At 74.0% G+C, this 19,463-nt stretch carries 19 protein-coding genes and 2 tRNA genes; 7 read left to right on the top strand and 14 right to left on the bottom strand.

All coding sequences use genetic code 11. The features are described 5' to 3' along the window. The first annotated feature begins 6 nt into the window (after window positions 1–6). Window positions 7–675, top strand: coding sequence for a response regulator (locus tag IEW03_RS10125; protein ID WP_229737901.1), 669 nt, complete (start codon window positions 7–9; stop codon window positions 673–675). Between the two features lie 54 nt (window positions 676–729). Here IEW03_RS10125 and IEW03_RS10120 read toward each other — a convergent pair whose 3' ends face one another. Genes IEW03_RS10120 through IEW03_RS10110 form a run of 3 tightly spaced genes read right to left on the bottom strand, consistent with a single transcriptional unit; the run spans window position 730 to window position 3,321 of the window. Next, window positions 730–1,512 (bottom strand): amino acid ABC transporter ATP-binding protein, encoded by a 783-nt coding sequence (locus IEW03_RS10120; protein ID WP_188523565.1) that lies wholly within the window; start codon window positions 1,510–1,512, stop codon window positions 730–732. Continuing rightward, entirely contained in the window at window positions 1,509–2,390 is an 882-nt protein-coding gene (locus IEW03_RS10115) for an amino acid ABC transporter permease (protein WP_188523564.1), read from the bottom strand. Before IEW03_RS10115 ends, IEW03_RS10120 begins: the two co-directional genes overlap by 4 nt. A gap of 46 nt (window positions 2,391–2,436) precedes the next feature. Continuing rightward, window positions 2,437–3,321: an ABC transporter substrate-binding protein gene (locus tag IEW03_RS10110; RefSeq protein ID WP_188523563.1), complete on the bottom strand. Its 885-nt coding sequence runs from the start codon at window positions 3,319–3,321 to the stop codon at window positions 2,437–2,439. A 138-nt stretch (window positions 3,322–3,459) separates the two neighbouring features. Between IEW03_RS10110 and IEW03_RS10105 the strand changes: the two genes are divergently transcribed. From IEW03_RS10105 to IEW03_RS10095, 3 genes are read left to right on the top strand one after another with little or no spacing between them, the layout of a single operon-like run. Further along, a complete protein-coding gene (locus IEW03_RS10105) occupies window positions 3,460–3,843 on the top strand; it encodes a YciI family protein (RefSeq protein WP_188523562.1) in 384 nt (127 codons plus the stop codon). Further along, window positions 3,840–4,184: a YciI family protein gene (locus tag IEW03_RS10100; RefSeq protein WP_188523561.1), complete on the top strand. Its 345-nt coding sequence runs from the start codon at window positions 3,840–3,842 to the stop codon at window positions 4,182–4,184. The genes IEW03_RS10105 and IEW03_RS10100 overlap by 4 nt, the downstream gene beginning before the upstream one ends. Window positions 4,185–4,205: 21 nt before the next feature. Beyond that, on the top strand, window positions 4,206–5,447 hold the full coding sequence (locus IEW03_RS10095; RefSeq protein ID WP_229737900.1) for an RNA polymerase sigma factor: 1,242 nt from the start codon (window positions 4,206–4,208) through the stop codon (window positions 5,445–5,447). Window positions 5,448–5,499: 52 nt separating this feature from the next. Here the strand turns inward: IEW03_RS10095 and IEW03_RS10090 are convergent, their stop codons facing one another. From IEW03_RS10090 to IEW03_RS10065, 6 genes are all read right to left on the bottom strand, one after another. Further along, window positions 5,500–6,000 (bottom strand): dsRBD fold-containing protein, encoded by a 501-nt coding sequence (locus IEW03_RS10090; protein ID WP_188523560.1) that lies wholly within the window; start codon window positions 5,998–6,000, stop codon window positions 5,500–5,502. A 52-nt stretch (window positions 6,001–6,052) separates the two neighbouring features. Beyond that, the gene (locus tag IEW03_RS10085; RefSeq protein ID WP_188523559.1) at window positions 6,053–6,322 is read right to left on the bottom strand and encodes a DUF7218 family protein; all 270 of its coding nucleotides are present in this window, start codon (window positions 6,320–6,322) and stop codon (window positions 6,053–6,055) included. A gap of 176 nt (window positions 6,323–6,498) precedes the next feature. Next, window positions 6,499–6,575, bottom strand: a tRNA-Met gene (locus IEW03_RS10080). A gap of 196 nt (window positions 6,576–6,771) precedes the next feature. Continuing rightward, a tRNA-Met gene (locus IEW03_RS10075) sits at window positions 6,772–6,848 on the bottom strand. A 167-nt stretch (window positions 6,849–7,015) separates the two neighbouring features. Further along, entirely contained in the window at window positions 7,016–10,045 is a 3,030-nt protein-coding gene (locus IEW03_RS10070; RefSeq protein ID WP_188523558.1) for a UPF0182 family membrane protein, read from the bottom strand. 160 nt (window positions 10,046–10,205) lie between these two features. Further along, window positions 10,206–11,357, bottom strand: coding sequence for a YlbL family protein (locus IEW03_RS10065; protein ID WP_229737899.1), 1,152 nt, complete (start codon window positions 11,355–11,357; stop codon window positions 10,206–10,208). A gap of 130 nt (window positions 11,358–11,487) precedes the next feature. Between IEW03_RS10065 and IEW03_RS10060 the strand changes: the two genes are divergently transcribed. Continuing rightward, on the top strand, window positions 11,488–13,029 hold the full coding sequence (locus tag IEW03_RS10060; RefSeq protein ID WP_188523556.1) for a zinc-dependent metalloprotease: 1,542 nt from the start codon (window positions 11,488–11,490) through the stop codon (window positions 13,027–13,029). A gap of 21 nt (window positions 13,030–13,050) precedes the next feature. Here IEW03_RS10060 and IEW03_RS10055 read toward each other — a convergent pair whose 3' ends face one another. Continuing rightward, window positions 13,051–13,620 carry a M48 metallopeptidase family protein gene (locus tag IEW03_RS10055; RefSeq protein WP_188523555.1) on the bottom strand — a complete coding sequence of 190 codons (570 nt, stop codon included), beginning with the start codon at window positions 13,618–13,620 and terminating at the stop codon, window positions 13,051–13,053. A gap of 102 nt (window positions 13,621–13,722) precedes the next feature. Between IEW03_RS10055 and IEW03_RS10050 the strand changes: the two genes are divergently transcribed. After that, window positions 13,723–14,859, top strand: coding sequence for a ThiF family adenylyltransferase (locus IEW03_RS10050; protein ID WP_188523554.1), 1,137 nt, complete (start codon window positions 13,723–13,725; stop codon window positions 14,857–14,859). Window positions 14,860–15,034: 175 nt separating this feature from the next. Here the strand turns inward: IEW03_RS10050 and IEW03_RS20600 are convergent, their stop codons facing one another. The 3 genes from IEW03_RS20600 to IEW03_RS10035 all read right to left on the bottom strand — a co-directional run bounded on the left by IEW03_RS20600 (window position 15,035) and on the right by IEW03_RS10035 (window position 18,035). Beyond that, window positions 15,035–15,406, bottom strand: a complete 372-nt coding sequence (locus IEW03_RS20600; RefSeq protein ID WP_308808206.1) for a WhiB family transcriptional regulator — start codon at window positions 15,404–15,406, stop codon at window positions 15,035–15,037. A 168-nt stretch (window positions 15,407–15,574) separates the two neighbouring features. Continuing rightward, a complete protein-coding gene (locus IEW03_RS10040; RefSeq protein ID WP_188523553.1) occupies window positions 15,575–15,748 on the bottom strand; it encodes a hypothetical protein in 174 nt (57 codons plus the stop codon). A gap of 223 nt (window positions 15,749–15,971) precedes the next feature. Further along, window positions 15,972–18,035: an ATP-dependent helicase gene (locus tag IEW03_RS10035; RefSeq protein WP_188523552.1), complete on the bottom strand. Its 2,064-nt coding sequence runs from the start codon at window positions 18,033–18,035 to the stop codon at window positions 15,972–15,974. A gap of 62 nt (window positions 18,036–18,097) precedes the next feature. On the opposite strand from IEW03_RS10035, the gene IEW03_RS10030 reads away from it, so the two are divergent. Then, on the top strand, window positions 18,098–18,364 hold the full coding sequence (locus IEW03_RS10030) for a mycoredoxin (RefSeq protein ID WP_188523551.1): 267 nt from the start codon (window positions 18,098–18,100) through the stop codon (window positions 18,362–18,364). A gap of 39 nt (window positions 18,365–18,403) precedes the next feature. Here the strand turns inward: IEW03_RS10030 and nudC are convergent, their stop codons facing one another. Beyond that, entirely contained in the window at window positions 18,404–19,405 is a 1,002-nt protein-coding gene (gene nudC, locus IEW03_RS10025; RefSeq protein WP_188523550.1) for an NAD(+) diphosphatase, read from the bottom strand. Window positions 19,406–19,463 lie beyond the last annotated feature (58 nt).

The following is a 19,463-nucleotide window of genomic DNA, read 5'->3' as shown; positions in this document are numbered from 1 at the left end:
GACGGTGTGACCCGCGTCCTGCTCGTCGACGACGACCCGATGGTGCGGCGGCTCCTGACGACGGTGCTGACCGCCCAGGGCATCGACGTGGTGGGCGAGGCGACCGACGGTGACGAGGTCCCCCGCGCCGTCGCGGAACGTCGGCCGGACGTCGTCCTCATGGACCTGCACATGCGCCGCACCAGCGGCCTCGACGCCATCCGCACGCTCCGGGGCACGTCCGCACCGCCCGCGGTGATCGCGCTGACGTCGTTCGGCACGGACGAGACGGTCGTCGAGGCCCTCGACGCCGGTGCGCAGGGCTTCCTGAGCAAGGACGACGACCCCGAGCACATCGCCCGACACGTCCGTCAGGTCGCCGACGGCGCAGGCGCGCTGGACCACGGCGCCGCCGGCGCCGTCATCCGGCACCTGAGCGGCAGCCGTCGCCTCGGCTCGCGGCAGGACGAGGCACGAGCCGCGCTGGCCGGCCTCACCGACCGCGAGCTCGAGCTCGCCTCGTACCTGCCGCACGGCCTGTCCAACCCGGAGATCGGCGTTCGCACCTACTGCTCCGCGTCCACCGTCAAGGCGCACCTCGGGCGCGCGATGGCGAAGCTCGGCCTCACCTCGCGCGAGCAGCTCGCCGTGCTGGTCGACCGTGCCGGTGCGACGGCGCCCGACACCTCCGCCTGAGCTCTGTTCCGTGCCGCCGCACGGTCGCGGACGCTGGAGAGACGGCCGCGGCACTCAGCGCAGGCGGCGCAGGAACTCGCGCGTCCGGTCATGCTGCGGGTCACCGAGGACCTGGGCGGGCGTGCCGCGCTCGTGCACGCGGCCGGCGTGCAGGAAGACGACCTCGTCGGCGACGTCGCGCGCGAAGGCCATCTCGTGAGTGGCCACGAGCATCGTCGTCGGACGCCCCGCGACGCCCTCGGTCCGCAGCGACAGCAGCAGGTCGAGCACCTCGCCCACGAGCTCGGGGTCGAGGGCCGACGTCACCTCGTCGAGCAGGAGCAGCTCGGGCCCGCTGACGAGCGCCCGGGCGATGGCCGCACGCTGCTGCTGGCCGCCGGAGAGCTGGTCGGGGTAGGCGCGGGCCTTGTCGGCGAGGCCGACGCGCTCCAGCATCGCCGTCCCCGCCTCCTCGGCGTCCTTGCGCCGCATCCCGTGCACGACGCGCGGAGCGAGGGTGACGTTGTCGAGCACGCGCAGGTGCGGGAAGAGGTTGTACTGCTGGAACACCATCGCGAGGCGGGCGCGTACCGCGTCGGCGTCCACCCAGGGGTCGGCGACGTCCTCGCCGTCGAGCAGGACCTGGCCGTCGTCGACCTCCTCGAGCAGGTCGACGACCCGCAGCAGGGTGGACTTCCCCGAGCCGGACGACCCGACCACGACGACGCACGACCCGGCGGTGACGTCGAGGTCGACGCCGTCGAGCACGACCTTGCGGTCCGCGCCGGCGCCGAACGACTTGCGCACGTCGCGCAGCGACAGCAGCGGCTCGGCGCCGCCCGGCGCGCCCGCGCTCATCGGACGACCCCCGCGCCGCTCACGCCACGCAGCTCGCCGCGCCAGCCCTGCCGTGCCGACCAGGCGTCGACGAGGCGGGTCAGCGGGATCGAGACGAGCAGGAACAGGACACCCGCCACGACGTACGGCGTGAAGTTGTAGTCGCCGGTGGTGGCGATCTGGGCGGCCCGGATCGCGTCCACGGCACCGAGGATCGAGATGAGGCCGGAGTCCTTCTGCAGCGACACCAGCATGCTCGCGACCGGCGCCGTCACGTTCCGCACGGCCTGCGGCAGCACGACGCGCCACGCGGCCTGCGCGCGCGTGAGGCCGAGCGAGCGTGCCGCCGCGACCTGCGACGGGTGCACGGACTCGATGCCCGCGCGGAAGATCTCCGCGAGGTAGGCGGTGTAGCACAGCACGATCGACAGGCCGCCGAGGAACGCCGCCTCGACGGGCAGCCACGGCAGCCGCAGCGCCGGGAGGCCGAAGCCCACCAGGAGCAGCACCAGCAGCAGCGGTACGCCACGGAAGACGTCCACGTAGACGACGGCGAACACCCGCAGCGGGAACAGCGCCGGGATGCGGGACGTCCGCACGACGGCGAGCAGCATCCCCACGACGAGGCCGACGACGCCCGCCACCACCCAGACCCGCAGGTTCAGCCACAGGCCTTCCGCGACCTCGGGCAGCACCTCCCACGCCCGCTCGGGCGAGAAGAACGCCTCCCGCGCCCGCTCCCAGCCCGGCGCCGTCGTCACGACGTACACCACGGCGGCGACCACGACCACGGTCGCCACGCTGGCGACGAGCACGGCGCGGCGCCGCTGGGCACGCCGGAACGCGTCGCGGGCGGCCGCCCGCGGGGACGGCACCCAGGGGTCGGCACCGGCGGTCATGCGCGCCTCAGCCCGTCACCGGTCGTCATCCGCAGGCACCGCCGCGTCAGGACAGCTCGGGGATGTCGTCGGACTTCAGCCACTGCGCACGCAGCTCCTCCAGGGTGCCGTTCTCGTCGAGGGTGTCGACGGCCTGGGAGACGCACTCGGTGAGCGCCGAGCCCTTGTCCAGGACGAGCCCGAGCTGCTCCGGCTCGCCGACCGGCGGCAGGGTCCCGACCACGTGCGTGTCCGGGAAGTACACGGTCGAGGCGGCCACGCCCTGGTCGACGTCCATGACCATCGCGTCGATCGTGCCGGAGCTGAGCGCCGTCATGCCGTCGCCGGCCGCGTTGAAGGGCGTGACCTCGACGGCGTCGCCCCAGGCCTCCTCGGCGGCGTCGAGGGACGTCTGGGAGGCGGTCACGCCGATCTTCGCGCCCTCGAGGTCGGCGAGGTCCTTCGCGCCGGAGAACTTCCCCTCGTCGGCCACGATGACGCCCTGCCGGCTCGTGAGGTACGGGCTGGAGAAGTCGACCGCGCTGCGCCGCTCCTCGGTGATCGTCGTCTGGTAGGCCGCGAGGTCGAACGGCTTCACCGCGGGGCTGACGATCTGCTCGAAGGTCACCGACGTCCACTCGACGTCGTCCTTCGCGAAGCCCAGCTCGTCGGCGACCGCGTACACGAGGGCCGACTCGAAACCCTCGCCGCTGGTCGGCTCGCCGATGTACCAGGGCTCGAACGGGTCGCTGGCCCCGACGGTCAGCGTGCCCTCCGTCAGGGTCTGCAGCCCCTCGGGGGTGCAGTCCGCGGCGGCGTCCGCCGAGGGCGACCCGGCGTCACCGTCGGGCGTCGAGCAGGCGGCCAGGGCGAGGGCCGCGGCGGAGACGAGGGCGACCGCGAAGGCGGGACGAGAGGGGCGCACGGGTGAGGCCTTCCGGGAGCGGGACACGACGTCGTCGAGCCTATGCCGACCGGGGCCGGATGGGGCATGGTGCTGGTCACAGGTCCCGTCGGACGTCGTTGTCGATTTCCGGTGCCCCGGCCCGTCATCGAGGTGACGGATCCACCGACAGGAAGGACGAGGGTCATGACCACCTACGTCGTACTGCTGCCAGGCGTCGAGGACGCCTGGGAGCACGCGAGCGCCGAAGAACGGGCCGCGGTCTACGCGAAGCACGGAGAGTTCGCCCGCGTGCTCGCCGAGCGCGGGCACCGCGTCACGGGCGGGGCGGAGCTGGAGCAGTCCCGGGACGCCAAGCAGGTGACGCGTGACGCCGCGGGGCGCGTCGTCGTCACCGACGGCCTGTACGCCGAGACGACGGAGCAGCTCACCGGGTTCTACCTGGTCGAGTCCGACGACCTCGACGACCTCCTGCAGGTCTCCGCGATCCTCGTCGGCCACCTCGGTGACGGCGACGCCGGGACGGTCGAGGTCCGCGCGGTCGTCGAGCACGCCGGGGGTGCCTCATGAGGATCACGGTGCTGCTCACCCAGCCGGACCACTACGAGCGCTGGGATGCCATGGAAAGGACCGAACGCGACGAGTTCTTCGCCGGCCTGACACGGTTCGCCGACGCCGTCGCGGAGCGCGGGTCCGTCGTCGCCGGCGAGGGCCTCGCGCACCACGCCCAGGCCCGGACGCTCGGCCCGGGGCCGGACCGGACCGTCACGGACGGCCCCTTCGCCGAGGCCGCGGAGCAGCTCGGCGGCTTCTACCTGGTCGACCTGCCCGACCTGGGCACGGCTGTCGAGCTCGCGCGGCTGCTGCCGGACCAGATCACGGTCGAGCTCCGTCCCGCCGTCGTGGAGTAGGGCCGTGACGGAAGGACGCCTGTGAAGGCCCTCGAGGGCCTCATGCGCGACGAGTGGGGCCGGCTGCTGGCCCTGCTCGTCGCGCGCTACCGGCGTCTCGACCTGGCGGAGGACGGCCTCGCCGACGCGTTCGAGGCCGCCGCCCGCAGGTGGCCGCGCGACGGCGTGCCGGCCAACGGCCCCGCGTGGCTGCTCACGGCCGCCCGACGCCGCGTCCTCGACCGGCTCCGCTCGGAGCAGGTCCTCGCGCGGTCCATGCCCCTGCTCGTCGTCGAGGCGGACCTCGCCGAGCGCGCCCAGCGGGTCATGGCCGACGCCGGCGAGCCGCTGACGGACGAGCGGCTGCGGCTGGTGCTGCTGTGCGCGCACCCCCGGCTGTCGCGCGAGGCCGCCGCGGCCCTCTCGCTCCGGCTCGTGCTCGGCATCCCGACGGCGGACGTGGCGCGCCTGTTCCTGCAGCAGACGCCGACGATGGCGGCCCGCCTCACCCGGGCGCGCAAGAAGCTGGCCGGCGAGACGTTCGCGCTTCCCCGAGGGGAGGAGCTCGCGGCCCGCGTCGCGGTCGTCGCCGACGTCTCGTACCTCGCGTTCACCGCGGGCTACGCGCCGTCGTCCGGCGACCATGCGGTGCGGGCGACGCTCGCCGGCGAGGCGATCCGGCTGGTCCGCGTGCTCCGGGACGTGATCCCGGCGTCGGTCGACCGCGCCGACCTGGACGCCCTGCTCGCCCTCGAGCTCCTGCAGCACTCGCGCCGCGACGCACGCGTGCGGGACGGCGCGCTCGTCCTCCTGCCCGACCAGGACCGGTCCCTGTGGCACCGGGACGAGATCGGCGAGGCGCTCGACCTGCTGACGCCCCTGGCGCACGCCCCCGCGACGCCGTTCCTGGTCCAGGCCCTCGTCGCCGCGGAGCACGCCGTGGCGCCGACGGCCGCCGACACCGCCTGGGGGCGCATCCTCGCCCGCTACGACGAGCTGCTCGCCCTCACGGACACGCCGGTGGTGCGGCTCAACCGTGCCGTCGCGGTCGCCGAGGTCCACGGCCCGGCCGCGGGTCTCGCCGCCCTCGACCAGGTCGCCCTGCCCGGCCACCGGCTCCCGGCCGTGCGGGCCGAGCTCCTCGTGCGCGCGGGCGACGACGCACGCGCGGCGGACGCCTACGACGCCGCGATCGCGCTGTGCGACAACGGGGCGGAGCGGGAGCACCTGCGCCGGCGCCGCGCCCGGCTGGCGCCGGGCAGGCACCCGGGCCCGCGCGGGTGACGGCCGGGCGCGTGACGGCCGGGCGCGTGACGGCCGGGCGCGTGACGACCCGTCACGTGTGCACGTGCGCCCGGTGACCCGTCTGGGCGGAGATGTCGTGCTCCGCCTGCCCGAGCAGCGTGTCCGCCAGCCGGCGCAGCGCCCGGCCCGCGGCCACCTCGTCGCCGATGAGCGGCACCTCCGCGTCGCCCGGGTCCTTGCGGGCGTGCCCGACGGCGCGCAGCGCACCCACGTCGTCGTCGTCGCGGCCAGCCGGCCCCGCCACCAGGGTCGCCTCCGCCGTCGTGCTGCCCGACGCCTCGACCAGCGTCAGCTGGACCTGCCAGGTCACCGACCGCCCCCGGGTCGCCTCGGCGGCCTGGCCCTCGTCGTCGTGACGCACCAGGGTGTCCGGGCCGGGGAACACCAGCGACTCCTCCCCCGTGTCCGACCAGCGCACCCGGTACGGCGGCGAGCCGTCGGCATGCTCGCAGCCCACGACGACGCCGTCACGCACCGCGCCGCCCACGACACCGGACGCCACCACGATCCGGTCGCCCACCGTGGCTCTCATGGTCGTGCTCCTTCTCTCTCGCCGCGGGTCGGGCCCGTCCGCCCGCCACCGGTCAGTGCGACCGCAGCGCGTCGACCAGCTCGGACTTGCGCATGCGCGACCGGCCCTCGATGCCGATCTCGGCCGCGCGCTTCTTCAGCTTGTCGACGGTCCAGTCCTCGTAGGACCCCGACTCGCCACCCTTCGACCCGACCTTCCCCCGGCCGCGGGCGGCGGCCGCGTTCGCGATGCGGGCGGACTTCTCCTTGCTGTTGCCCTCGTCCCGGAGCTCCTCGTAGAGCTTCTTGTCCTTCACGCTCGGACCGGCGTCTCGTCGGGGCACGGGAGGCTCCTTCCTCGTCGGCTCTGTCGACCGGCCGCCGCGGCGCGGCGGCTGTCTCCAGCGTGGCCACGATCCGGCTCTGATCGCATCTCGGGAGCGGTCCCGCCGTGATCGGGGCGAGGGAACCCCGGAAATGACGAAGGGCCCGACCGGATCTCTCCGGTCGGGCCCTTCCGTGGTAGCGGGGGCAGGATTTGAACCTGCGACCTCTGGGTTATGAGCCCAGCGAGCTACCGAGCTGCTCCACCCCGCGTCGGCACTACGAACTCTACGGCATCATGCCGGGTGCCCGAGCCACCCCGGGTCGAGACCGTCTGCGGGCAGCGCGTCGGGGTGGCCAGAGTCGTGCGCATGGTCGTGTGCCCCGTGGGGCCAGAGCACCACGATCGGGGTCCAGACCCCGGGAATGACGAAGGGCCCGACCGGATCTCTCCGGTCGGGCCCTTCCGTGGTAGCGGGGGCAGGATTTGAACCTGCGACCTCTGGGTTATGAGCCCAGCGAGCTACCGAGCTGCTCCACCCCGCGTCGACTCCCAGAACATTACGGCGTACGTCCTGGCGAAGCAAATCGGTCCGGGCCAGTGGGACGGAGGTCACACCCGCCCCCCAGGGCCGTCGACGGCGTCCTCGAACACCCCGGAACGGCCGAGGGCCGCCACCCGGATCGGGTGACGGCCCTCGGGCTGCCGTGCGTCAGTTGCCGCCCAGCTCGCCCTCCGCGGCGATCGCCGCCTCGAGCGCCTTCTGCAGGCGGTCCTGCGCCTCGCCATAGGCCGCGAAGTCGCCGTCGGCGAGAGCGGCGTCGGCGTCCTGCATCGCCTGGTTGGCGTTCTGCAGCGCCGCGTCGAGCTGCGCCTGGGCGTCGCCCGACGGGGCGCTCTCCGTCGGCTCGGGCTCTTCGGTGGGCTCGGGCTCGTCCGTGGGCTCCGGGGCAGTCGGGTCCTCCCCGTCGACGGGAGCCGTCGGGACCTCGGTGTCGACCCCGCCCTGGGCGTCGCCCGCGGTGGCCCCGGAGTCGCCGCCGAACACCTGGTCGAGCGCCTCGTCGAGCGTCGGCGCATATCCCGTCTGGTCACCGAACGCCACGAGCACGCGGCGCAGCAGCGGGAACGGTGTCCCCTCCGACGACTGGATGTACACCGGCTGCACGTACAGCAGGCCACCACCCACCGGCAACGTGAGCTGGTTGCCTCGGACCACGCTCGACGACCCGCGCTCGAGGATGTTGAGCTGCTCGGAGATCGTCGGGTTCGAGTCGAAGTTGTTCTGCACCTGACCCGGTCCGGGCACCGTCGAGTCACGGGGCAGCTCGAGCATGCTCAGCTTCCCGTAGCTCTCGGCCTTCTCCCCCGCCGTCGTGCCGGCGTCCCCGTCGGCCGCGAGATACCCCGTGAGGATCTCGCGGTCGGTATTGCCGCCCGGGATGAACGTGCTCGTGAGCGAGAACGACGAGTCCTCGGCCCCCGGCATCTGCAGCGTCATGTAGTACGGCGGCTGCAGCGGCTTGGGGCTCTCGCCGCCGACCGTCGGGTCCTCCGGGTTCGCCCAGAAGTCCTGGCCGGAGAAGAACTGCCCGGCGTCCTCGACGTGGTACTGCGTGAGGAGCGAGCGCTGCACCTTGAACATGTCCTCGGGGTAGCGCACGTGGCTCATCAGCTCGCCGGACATCTCCGACATCGGCTTCACCGAGGTCGGGAAGACGTTCGACCACGCCTTCAGCATCGGGTCGTCCGGCTCCCAGGCGTACAGCGTGACGGTCCCGTCGTACGCGTCGACCGTCGCCTTCACCGAGTTGCGGATGTAGTTGACCTCCGGCGGGGTCTCGACCGGCACGCCCTGGGCGGCCAGGGTCAGCGAGTCCGTGGTCGCCTCGTCCATCGGCATGGACGACGAGTACGGGTACGCGTCCGACGTGGTGTACGCGTCGACGATCCACTTGACCTTGCCGTCCACCACCGCCGGGTACGTGCGGTTGTCGACCGTCAGCCACGGGGCGACCTTCTGCACCCGCGTCTGCGGGTCGCGGTCGTAGAGGATCTGGGACTCGCTCGTGACCCGGTCGGAGAAGAGGATCTGCTCCGACCCGAACTTCAGGGCGTACAGCAGCTTCGCGCCGAACGAGCCGATGTCCGGGCCCGCGGCGTGCTCCTCCGTCGGGAAGGTCGTGTTGACCTGCCCGCCGCCCTGCTCGTCGTCCGCCTGGTAGTCGAGCTCCCACGGCTCGGCGTCGTCGGGGGCGCCGACGATCGAGTACTCCGTGGTGTTCGGGCTGAAGTAGATGCGCGGCTCGTAGCCCTTGTCGGTCAGCGCACCCTGGGTGGGGATGCCGCCCTCGTAGAACGCCGGCTGCCCGTCCGGACCCGGCTGGTTGCCGTACGCCGCGACGACGCCGTAGCCGTGCGTGAACACGGTGTGGTCGTTGACCCAGTTGCGCTGGTTGTCACCGAGGCCGTCGAGGTTGAGCTCGCGCACCGCGATGACCGTGTCGCGCGACTCGCCGTCGATGTCGTAGCGGTCGACGGCGAGGTTGCTCTGGAAGTCGTAGTACTGCTTGTTCTGCTGCAGCTGCCGGAACGAAGGGCTGACCACCTGCGGGTCGAGGAGACGCACCGACGCCGTGGTCTCGGCGTCGTCGCGCAGCGCGCCCGCCTCGGCCTCGGTCGTGGCGTCGTACGGCTGCGTCTCGACGTCCTCGAGCTTGAAGGCGTCGAGGGTGGCGTCGATGTTGCGCTGGATGTACTCGGCCTCGAGCACCTGGGCGTTCGGGTTCACCTGGAAGCGCTGCACGACGGCCGGGTAGATGCCGCCGATGGCGATCGCGGAGACCACCATCAGGCCCACGCCGATCGCCGGCAGCCGCCACGAGCCGCGCACGGCCGCGACGACGAACAGCGCCGCCACCAGCACCGCGACCCCCGTGAGGATCTCCTTCGACGGGATGACGGCGTGCACGTCCGAGTACGACGCCCCGTCGTACTTGGCGTTCGACGACGTCAGCAGGGAGTAGCGGTCCAGCCAGTAGTTGGCGGCGATCACGACCATGAGCACGGCCGCGAGGACCGCGAGGTGCACCCGCGCCGCCTTCGTCGTGCGGGGCGCCCCGTCCGGGACCGGTCCCAGCCGCAGCCCCCCGTAGAGGTAGTGCGTCACCAGGGCGGCGATGCCCGAGATCACGACGACCGCCATGAGGAAGCTCACCACGAACCGCAGGGCCGGCAGCGTGAAGACGAAGAAGCCCAGGTCGATGCCGAACTGGGGGTCCTTCGAACCGAACGACGACCCGTTGAACGCGAGGAGCACGGTGCGCCACTGCGCGGACGCCGCGACGCCGGCGAAGAACGCCACCAGCACCGGGGCCGCGATCGTCACGACCTTGCGGAGCGGCTCGATCGCCTCCCGGTACTGGTCGAGCGTGGCCTGCTCGGGGGTCGACGGCGCGTACACGGGGCGCGACCGGTAGGCGAGGGCGAACGACGAGAACACCGCCGCACCCATGATCAGGAAGCCCAGCACGAACAGGACGGCGCGCGAGCCCCACTCGGTCCAGATGACGTTCGCGAACCCGAGCGCGTCGAACCACATCACCTCGGTCCAGAACTGGGCGAGGAGCAGCAGGGCGACCACCAGCACGGCGAGCACCGTGATCGTGATCGCGAGGGGGCTGCGACGGCGCTTGGCCGGTGGTCCGGCGGGACCTCGGCGTGGCGGAGCGGCGAAGGACACTGTGCGGGCACCTCATTCGTGCTCGGGACGGGCGGACGTCCTAGCAGAACGTCCCTGCTGCTCCCCAGGTTCCCACGCATCCTCCCCGATCGGCGAACGGCACCTGCACGGCCCCGTCACAGCCCGGTCGAGCCGTGCTCACGCGATGCTCAGCAACGACTCAGGAACAGGTCGGCAGCCCGTCCGCGGCGCCGGCGCCGATCGCCTCGATCGCCGACCGGGCGTCGTCCAGCGTCGCGACTCGGACCACGCGCAGGCCGTCCGGCACGTGCCCGACGACCTCGTCACAGTTGCTCGCCGGGGCGAGGAACCACCGCGCGTCGTCGCGCTGGGCGCCGAACATCTTCTGCCGGATGCCGCCGATCGGGCCCACCCGCCCGTCGACGCTCATCGTGCCCGTGCCGGCGACGATCTCGCCGCCGAGCTCGTCCTCCTTCGTCATCTTGTCGATGATCGCGAGCGCGAACATCGTGCCCGCGCTGGACCCGCCGATGTTGCCGGGCCGGATCGTCACGTCCACGGGGAAGCGGTACTGCGGGTCGAGGTAGATACCGAGCGCCGCGCGCCCGTCCCCGTCACCGGTGGTGACGGTGAGGTCCTGCTCCGCGCCGTCGCGCTCGACACCGAGCACGACGTCGTCGCCGGGCGTCACCTCGTCCAGGCCGGCGAGCAGGTCCTGGTGCGTGACGACGGGCTCACCGTCGATGCTGCGCACGACGTCGTCCGGCTCCACCACGCCCTCGGCGCCCGACCCCTCGGCGGCGCCGATGACCGTGAGCGTCGCGGGCACCTCGTAGCCCAGCGCGGTGAGCGCCGCGACCGTGGCCGACTCCTCCGAGCCCTCCATCTGCGCCTGCAGCATCCGCTCCTGCTCCTCGGACGTGGACTCCTCGCCGAAGATCAGCTCCGCCGGCTGCACCGATCGCTCCGGCGCGTACCAGGCCTGCAAGACGTCGCCCAGCAGGACATCGCTGCCCGGCCCGCCGAAGGCTGAGATGGTCGTGAGGCGCAGCTGGCCCGTCGTGTCGAACGTGGGCGCGCCGTCGACCGCCACCACCGGGACGGCCGTGACGCTCTCCCCGTCGGGCTCGTCCTCGGCGGCGGCCTCGCCTCCCTGGACGCCGAGCGTGTCCTGCGTCGGGCCGGGTGCGCGGATCGCGTACGGCGCGGGCAGCACCAGCAGGACGGCCGCCAGCAGCGCCGTCACGAGCAGCGAGATCCCCAGGGTCACGCTGCGGCCGGAGACCGGCGCGGCCGGGTGCTCGGGGGACGCGGCGTCGTCGGGCGCCAGGATGTCGTGGTCGAACGTCACCGACCCATCATCCCTGAGGCTCGGGGGTTCCTGCGCCCAGAGCGAACTGGCGGAACCAGGCGGCAGCGCGGGGCGTCGTGGATGGTTACGGTGAACGAGCCGCGTCCGACATCCCAGCCGAGGAGCACGCATGAGCAACCTGCCCGACGACCCCGAGGGCGCCGAGGAGCGGGAGCGCATGCTGCGCTCCATGCTCGAGGGGTTCTTCGGAGACCGGACCGACGAGGTGCTGGCCCAGATGCGCGCGCAGGGCATCGACCCGGCCGCGCTCGCCGGGGTGCCCGGCGCCGGCGCGCCCGACCCCGCCACCATGCAGGCGGTGCTGGCCCAGGTGCAGCGGCTGCTCTCCTCCTCCGGCGACGGCCCGGTGAACGCCGACGTCGCGCACGACGTCGCCCGCCAGGTCGCGGTGGCCGAGGGCGACCCGTCGCTGACGGGCGGTCAGGCGAAGGCCGCCACCGACGCGCTCGGCGTGGCCGAGCTGTGGCTCGACGCCGTCACCGACCTTCCGCCGGCCGGCGGCCCGAAGCACGCGTGGAGCCGGTCGGAGTGGGTGGAGGCGACGCTGCCCGCGTGGCACGGCCTCGTGGCCCCGGTGGCCACCTCCGTGGCCGAGGCCCTCGCCACCGTGCTGCGCGACCAGCTCCCCGAGGACCTGTCGGGGAGCGGGATGCCCGCGGTGCCCGGGCTGCCCGTCGGGGCGCTCGGCAGCGGCCTCGACCCCTCGGAGATGATGCGCCGGCTCGGCTCGGCCGTCTTCGGCATGCAGGTGGGGCAGGCCGCCGGGACGCTCTCCCGGGAGGTGTTCGGCGCCACCGACGTCGGCGTCCCGCTGCTCACCGGGCCCGCGACCGTCCTGCTGCCGACCAACGTCGCCGCCTTCGCCGAGGGGCTCGACGCCCCGCCGGAGGAGGTCCGCCACTTCCTCGCGCTGCGCGAGGCGGCGCACGCACGGCTGTTCGCCCACGTGCCGTGGCTGCCCGCCCACCTGCACGCCCTGGTCGAGTCGTACGCGCGCGGGATCACCATCGACATCGACATGCTCGAGCAGCAGGTGCGCGACATCGACATGAGCGACCCGGACGCCCTGCGCGGCGCCCTCACCGGTGGCGTGTTCGGCCTGCAGCACACCCCCGAGCAGGAGGCGACGCTGCTGCGGCTCGAGACGGCGCTCGCCCTGGTCGAGGGGTGGGTCACCGAGGTCGCGGCAACCGCGGCGCTCCCCCACCTGCCGCACACCTACCCGCTGCGCGAGATGATCCGCCGGCGGCGCGCCGCCGGCGGGCCCGCCGAGCACACCTTCGCCACCCTCGTCGGGCTCGAGCTGCGCCCGCGCCGGTCCCGCGAGGCGACCGCGCTCTTCGCCCACCTCCTCGCCGAGGGCGGCCCCGAGGCGCGCGACGCCGTGTGGCAGCACCCCGACCTGCTCCCCGACGACGCGGACCTCGACGACCCCGCCGGCTACCACACCCGGCGCGCCGCCCAGGCCCAGGAGCAGTCCGACGTCGACGCGGCGCTGGCGCAGATCTTCGACGCGGCGGAATCCGACGAGGACCAGGAGCAAGTGCAGGGACAGGAGCAGGGGCCGGCGGCCGGAGCGCCTGACGACGACCCGCAGGCGCCCGAGGACGGCGACGACGGCCCCCGCGGGGGCGGCACACCCGCAGGCTGACGGGTCGCGCTGCCGGCCGGCTCAGTCGTCGTCGGCCGGCGGCGGGTTCCCGGCAGCGTCGTCGCGGACGAACGCGACGCCCTCGAGGAACCCGCGGGCACGCTCGGTGCGCGGATACGCCTCGAGCAGGCGCCAGAAGTCCGGGCCGTGGCCGGCGTGCAGCAGGTGCGCGAGCTCGTGCAGGAGCACGTAGTCGAGCACCCACTCGGGCATGCCCTGCACCCGGGTCGAGATCCGGATCGAGCCGTCCACGAGGGTGCACGACCCCCAGCGCCGGCCCTGGTGGGGGGACCAGGACACGCTGGTCGGGTGGGCCTTGCCGTCCAGGTACTTGGCCGACAGCTCGCGGGCGCGCTCCATCAGCTGGGAGTCCGAGGGCCGCCGGCGGCGTTCCTTGTCCTCGAGCCGGGCGACCATCTTGGCCACCCACTCGCGCTCCTGGGCGCGCGAGAAGCGCGCGGGGATGGCCACGACGGTGCGATCGCCGTCGCGGTAGGCGCTCACCGTGGCGGTCCGTCGACGGCTTCGTCGGACCTCCACCGACGCCATCGTGTCGTGGGCCACGGCACGACCGTACCGGGGATTCGTCATGTTTGTGCGGTGAGACACACCGTCCCCGGCGGTCACGGCGCCGTTCGGTGGCCTGTGGACGACGCCCGACGGCGCGCCCGTCGGCGTGCCAAGGTGGCCGGCATGGCACCCGGCAGCTCCCCCGCCGCATCCTTGCCCACCACGCACCAGGCGGCCACGCACCAGGCGGCCACGACCCGGGCCACCACGCCGGAGGCAGCCACGACCCCGGCAGCGGGCTCGCACGCCGCGCTGCGGTGGCGCACCGGGACGCCCGTCGTCGACCGGGGTGGCGGCGAGGTGCAGCTCGGTCTCGACCCGCGGTGGAGCGTCGTGCTCACCGGGCTGTCACCCGCCGAGGTCGGCTGGCTGTGCGACGCCCGCGTCCGGCGCCACCACGACCTCGCGCGGTCCGCGCACCGGCGCGGTGTGAGCGCCGAGCGACGCTTCCAGCTCGAGGACCTGCTCGTGCGGTGCGGCTGCCTCGTGCGCGTCGGCCCCGGCAGCGGCCGGTTCCCCACCCGTGCCGACGACGCCGCGGTGCTCGGCGCCCTCCGGCCCGACGACGCCGGCGGGGCGACCCTGTCCGCGCGCGGCACACGGGCCGTCGGCCTCAGCGGACTGGGCCGCATCGGCGCCGCGCTGGCCGGCCACCTCGCCACGGCGGGCGTCGGGACGCTGGTGCTCGACGACCGTTCGCCGGTCCAGGTCGCCGACCTGGGCGCCGGCGGCTACGAGCAGGACGACGTCGGCCACCTCCGCCAGCGCGCGCTGGCGGGACGGTTGCGCGCCCGGCACCCCCGGGCGCTGGTGCGGGGCGCGGAGGACGACGGCGCTCCCCCGGACGTGGTCGTGGTGGTCGAGTCGCACGCGGCCGACCCGGCGGGCTACGAGCGGCTGCTCGGGGCGGGCGTCGCCCACCTGCCGGTGGTCGTGCGGGAGGCGGACGTCACGCTCGGGCCGTTCGTGCTGCCGGGGATCTCGGCGTGCGTGGGGTGTGCCGAGCGGTACGCGGCCGACGCGGACGAACGCTGGCCGCTCGTGGCCCGGTCCCTGCGGGCCCTGCGCACGGCACCCCAGGAGACGACGCTCTCCGCGTGCGCCGCCGCCCTCGCGGCCGGGCAGGTGCTCGCCCACCTCGACGGCTCCCGGCCGGTCACGGCCGGACAGGTGCTGGAGGTCGCGCTGCCCGAGGCGGTGCCACGGCTGCGCCCGGTCGTACCCCACCCGGGCTGCGGCTGCACCCGGGTGCCGCGATAGGCCGCCGGATCCCGACGGACCCCTGACCTCCCGGGGGCACGCCGTCCCGCAGGGGCCCGAACGACGACGAGACGCCGAGGTGGAACGCCGTCGACCCCTCGTCGTGAGAGGTCGGACGGCCGATCCATCTCGGCGTCTCGTGGTCCGCGTCGACGCACCGGGGTGCGCGTCGCGGTCATGCTGCGGCGGTCTCCGACTTCCGGGGCCGGCCGCGACCGCGCTTGCGGGCGACGACCTTTCCGTCGACGAAGACCTCACCGCCCCACACGCCCCAGGGCTCCTGGCGGTCCAGGGCGCCGGAGAGGCAGCCCGCCTGGAGCGGGCAGGTGCGGCACAGCGCCTTGGCCTGCTCGACCTGGGCCGTGTGCTCGGCGAACCACAGCTCGGGGTCGTTGGTGCGGCAGGGCAGCAGTGCGCTGAACTGCTGGTCGAGCTCGGCCGCTTCGGCCGCGCTCTGCGTGAGGGGTTGATGGGGTGTCCAGGGGCCGGAGCCGCCCTGGGGGATCGTGTCGAGCAGCCGCTCGTCCAACAGCTGTGCGAGACGCACGATGTCCTCCGTCAGGTCCTTGGTGTGGTGTGAACGTCGGTGTTCAGGACCTGCGGGTGGCCCTCTGGAGTCAGAGAGCCGATTCGTACGACCTTGATGAGGTCTTCTTCCCTGGGCGGAAAGACGAAGGCCGCGGGTCCCGGGGGACTCCGCGGCCTGGACCGGTTTCTAGACCGGATGGCTCCAGGGGGCGGAGTCGGGTGCGATGTGGAGATCGGCGTTGCCGGTCCCGGCGTGCTGACGCACGCGGAACGGGACGAGAGCCGTCACCGCGACGCCGAGGGCAGACTTGTACCCCGGCGCAGCGTTGATAGCCGCGTTCGCCGTCACGATCGTGTTCATCGTGTCCATCTTGTGCACCCACCTCCTCACTGCTCTCGGACGCTCCGCCTCTCGGCGCGCGTCGCTTCCGTCTCGGACTCTAGAGAGCATAGACGCTGCCCGCGAGGCTGCCACTTCTTTTTCGAAGTTTTTTCCGGACAATTTTTTCGCGGGCCCCCGGAGGCGTCGTTCGCCGGGATCCCGCCCGCTCCGACCGCCCTCACACCGGGACGGTCCGGGACCGTCAGCCGCCCGCCCCGTCCCCCACGATCGCCAGGATGGTGGCGCCGTAGCGGTCGATCTTCGCCGGGCCGATGCCGTTGATCCGGGCGAGCTGCGCCACCGAGGAGGGCCGCAGCTCTGCGATGGCCGCGAGCGTCGCGTCCCCCAGGACCGTGTACGCCGGCTTGTCGGTCTCGCGCGCGACGGACAGGCGCCACTCGCGCAGCGCGTCGAAGAGCTGGACGTCGTGCTCGCCGGTCAGCCGCTGACGGGCCTGCCCGCGCACGGGCCGCGACGACCGGCCCCGGCCGGCCGGCTCGTCGGGCCACAGCCCGTCCAGGAAGCGCGTCCGCTTGCGCGTGGCCCGGCCGCCGGGGTTGCGGGCCCGGGCGAACGAGAGCTCCAGGTGCTCCCGGGCGCGGGTGACGCCGACGTAGAGGAGCCGGCGCTCCTCGGCCACCCCCTCGTCCGTCTCCGCGAGCGAGATCGGCATGAGCCCCTCGCTCACGCCGGCGAGGAAGACCGCGTCCCACTCGAGCCCCTTGGCCGCGTGCAGCGACGCGAGGGTCACCCCCTCGACCGTGGGGGCGTGCTGGGCCGACGCGCGCTCCTCCAGCTCGGCCACGAGCGTGGCCGTGGTCGCCGGGGCCTCGGGAGTCCCGGCGGCGGCCACGTCGTCCGCGAGCGCGACCAGCGCCTGCATCGCCTCCCAGCGCTCCCGGGCGGCGCCCCGGGCGGCCGGCGGCTTCTCCGACCAGCCCGCGGACGTGAGGACGTCGCGCACCTGCTCGCCCATCGGCTGGTCGGGGTCGGCGGACCGCGCGGCCCCGCGCAGCAGGACGATCGCGTCGCGCACGTCCTTGCGCTGGAAGAACCGCTCCCCGCCTCGTACCAGGTAGCTGACGCCGGCGTCGGCCAGCGCCGACTCGAAGGCCGCGGACTGGGCGTTCGTGCGGTACAGGACCGCGATCTCGCTGGCCCGCGTGCCGCTCTGGATCAGGCGCGCGGCCCGGGCGGCGATGCCGTTGGCCTCCGCCTCGTCGTCGTCGTACGTCGTGAAGCTCACCGGCGGCCCGGCAGGGCGCTGTGCCTGCAGCTCGAGGGCCCCGACGACGCGCCCCCGCCGCAGCACCTCGTTCGCCAGGTGCACGACCTGCGGCGTCGAGCGGTAGTCGCGGACGAGGCGCACGACCTGCGTGCCCGGGTGGGTGCGCGTGAAGTCGAGCAGATAGTGCGGCGTCGCCCCCGTGAACGAGTAGATGGTCTGCGACGGGTCGCCCACCACGCACAGCTCCTGGCGGCCGCCGAGCCACTGGTCGAGCAGGAACTGCTGCAGGGGCGAGACGTCCTGGTACTCGTCGACGACGAAGTGCCGGTACTGCGAGCGGACCTCGTCGGACACCTGCCGGTGCTCCGCGAGCATGTCGGCCAGCATGAGGAGCACGTCCTCGAAGTCGATGACGCCCCGCTCCGTCTTGACGTCCTCGTAGGCCGTGATGAGGCGCGCCACGGTCTGGTGGTCGTAGCCCGACGGCGCCGGCCGGTCGTCGGCGAGCGCGGCCTTGACGTAGTCCTCGGCGGTGACCAGGGACACCTTGGCCCACTCGACCTCGCTGGACAGGTCGCGCACGGCCACCCGGTCCACGCTGGCCCCGACGCGTCGCGCGGCCTCGGCGACGGCGGGCGCCTTGTGCTCGAGGATGCGCGGGGGTGCACCCCCCACCACCCGCGGCCAGAAGTAGCCGAGCTGGCGCAGCGCGGCGGCGTGGAAGGTCCGCGCCTGCACCCCGGCGACGCCGAGCTCGCGCAGCCGCGTGCGCATCTGCCCCGCCGCCCGGGCCGTGAACGTGACCGCGAGCACCGACGTCGGCTTGTACGTCCCCGTGCGCACCCCGTAGGCGATGCGGTGGGTGATCGCGCGCGTCTTGCCCGTGCCCGCGCCCGCCAGGACGCAGACCGGCCCCGTGAGCGCGAGCGCCACCTCGCGCTGCTCGGGATCGAGCGCCTCGAGGATGGCGTCGGGATGAAGCGGGCCCGTGGGGGCGTTCGCCCGGGTGCTGCCTGAAGAGTTGGTGGCTGTCGACATCGTCTGCGATTCTCGCAGCCGCTGCCGACACCTTCGCCCCGTCGTCCCCAGGAGGACCTCGAATGACCGCCGTCGCCCCTCGCACGCCCGAGCCCGGCACCGTCACCATGTACTCCACCGCGTGGTGCGGCTACTGCCGGCGGCTGCGCACCCAGCTCGACTCCGTCGGCATCGGGTACACGGTGATCGACATCGAGGAGGTGCCCGGCACCGCGGAGGTCGTCGAGCAGCTCAACGGCGGCAACCAGACCGTCCCCACCGTGGTCTTCCCCGACGGGTCGGCCGCGACCAACCCGTCGCTCGCCGACGTCAAGGCGCGCCTGGCCTGACCGTGCGGATCGCGCCCGCCGGGCCGAGCGCCGTGGCGGTCAGTCCGCCAGCGGCCCTCCGTACCACTCCTCGACGAGCGCCCGGGCGATCGACGGGCGGCCCGGCAGCCCGACCGCCCCGGCCCGCACCTGCGCGAGCAGCTCCTCGCGGGTGAACCACCGCGCCTCCGTGACCTCGACGCCGTCCACCCGCACCTCCGTCGTGCGCGCCCGGGCGTGGAACCCCAGCATGAGCGAGGCCGGGAACGGCCACGGCTGGCTCCCGCGGTACTCCACGTCGCCCGGGGCGTCGCCGACGACGACGGCCGTCTCCTCGGCGACCTCCCGGCGCACCGCCTGCTCCAGCCCCTCGCCCGGCTCGACGTAGCCGGCGAGCGTCGAGAACCGGCCCGCGGGCCAGTGCGCGGCGTGCCCGAGCAGCAGCCGGTCGGCGTCGTCGGTCACGGTCATGATCACCGCCGGGTCGGTGCGCGGGTAGATGTCGAGGTCCTGGGCGAGGCAGCGCCGGACCCAGCCGGCCTGCTCGACGACGGTAGGCTCCCCGCACCGTGGGCAGCGCTCGTGCGACGCGTGCCACGCCGCCAGCGCGACCGCCTCGGCGGCGAGGGCGTCCAGGTCGCGGCCGCCCAGCTCCCGCAGCCCGGCCCAGGCGTGCCCGCGCACGAGCCGGGCCGCCGGCGACGCGGGGTCGACCCCCTCGATGTCCACCGCCTCGGTGTCCGCGGCGTCCGGCAGCACGAGGGCCACGAACGCACCACCCGCCCCGCCGACGTGCTCCCCGAGGAAGAGCCAGCGGTGCCCGCCGACGTGCGCGTCGTCGCCGTCCGCCTCGGACGGCAGGTCGGCCACGGCGTCCGGGCCGAGCAGCAGCAGCCCTCCGTCGTCGCCGACCGCCACCCGGCCGCGGTGCACGAGCACCACGCCCGTCGACCCCTCGGCGAGCAGCCGCGGCACGAGCCGCGGCTCCGTGCGGCGCTCGGCCGCCCGGTCGTGCGTGGCACGGGTGTACGACAGGTCGGGGAGCCAGGCGGGAGAGGTCACGACCCGACCGTACTCGGCGCCCGGTGCCGATCCGGCCGGACGGGACCGGCCGCGCCGA

This window comes from Isoptericola cucumis, assembly GCF_014635665.1.
Classification (GTDB): Bacteria; Actinomycetota; Actinomycetes; order Actinomycetales; family Cellulomonadaceae; genus Isoptericola; species Isoptericola cucumis.
The sequence above is the reverse complement of the archived record's forward strand: the minus strand, read 5'-3'. Positions and strand labels throughout refer to the sequence as shown.

Excerpts from the sequence above, each read along its gene's own strand:
- IEW03_RS10040 (WP_188523553.1), bottom strand. The coding sequence starts at position 15,748 with ATGAACACGATCGTGACGGCGAACGCGGCTATCAACGCTGCGCCGGGG.
- IEW03_RS10120 (WP_188523565.1), bottom strand. The coding sequence starts at position 1,512 with ATGAGCGCGGGCGCGCCGGGCGGCGCCGAGCCGCTGCTGTCGCTGCGC.
- IEW03_RS10050 (WP_188523554.1), top strand. The coding sequence starts at position 13,723 with ATGGCACCCGGCAGCTCCCCCGCCGCATCCTTGCCCACCACGCACCAG.
- IEW03_RS10105 (WP_188523562.1), top strand. The coding sequence starts at position 3,460 with ATGACCACCTACGTCGTACTGCTGCCAGGCGTCGAGGACGCCTGGGAG.
- IEW03_RS10060 (WP_188523556.1), top strand. The coding sequence starts at position 11,488 with ATGAGCAACCTGCCCGACGACCCCGAGGGCGCCGAGGAGCGGGAGCGC.
- IEW03_RS10030 (WP_188523551.1), top strand. The coding sequence starts at position 18,098 with ATGACCGCCGTCGCCCCTCGCACGCCCGAGCCCGGCACCGTCACCATG.
- IEW03_RS10090 (WP_188523560.1), bottom strand. The coding sequence starts at position 6,000 with ATGAGAGCCACGGTGGGCGACCGGATCGTGGTGGCGTCCGGTGTCGTG.
- IEW03_RS10035 (WP_188523552.1), bottom strand. The coding sequence starts at position 18,035 with ATGTCGACAGCCACCAACTCTTCAGGCAGCACCCGGGCGAACGCCCCC.
- IEW03_RS10115 (WP_188523564.1), bottom strand. The coding sequence starts at position 2,390 with ATGACCGCCGGTGCCGACCCCTGGGTGCCGTCCCCGCGGGCGGCCGCC.
- IEW03_RS10055 (WP_188523555.1), bottom strand. The coding sequence starts at position 13,620 with ATGACGAATCCCCGGTACGGTCGTGCCGTGGCCCACGACACGATGGCG.
- IEW03_RS10100 (WP_188523561.1), top strand. The coding sequence starts at position 3,840 with ATGAGGATCACGGTGCTGCTCACCCAGCCGGACCACTACGAGCGCTGG.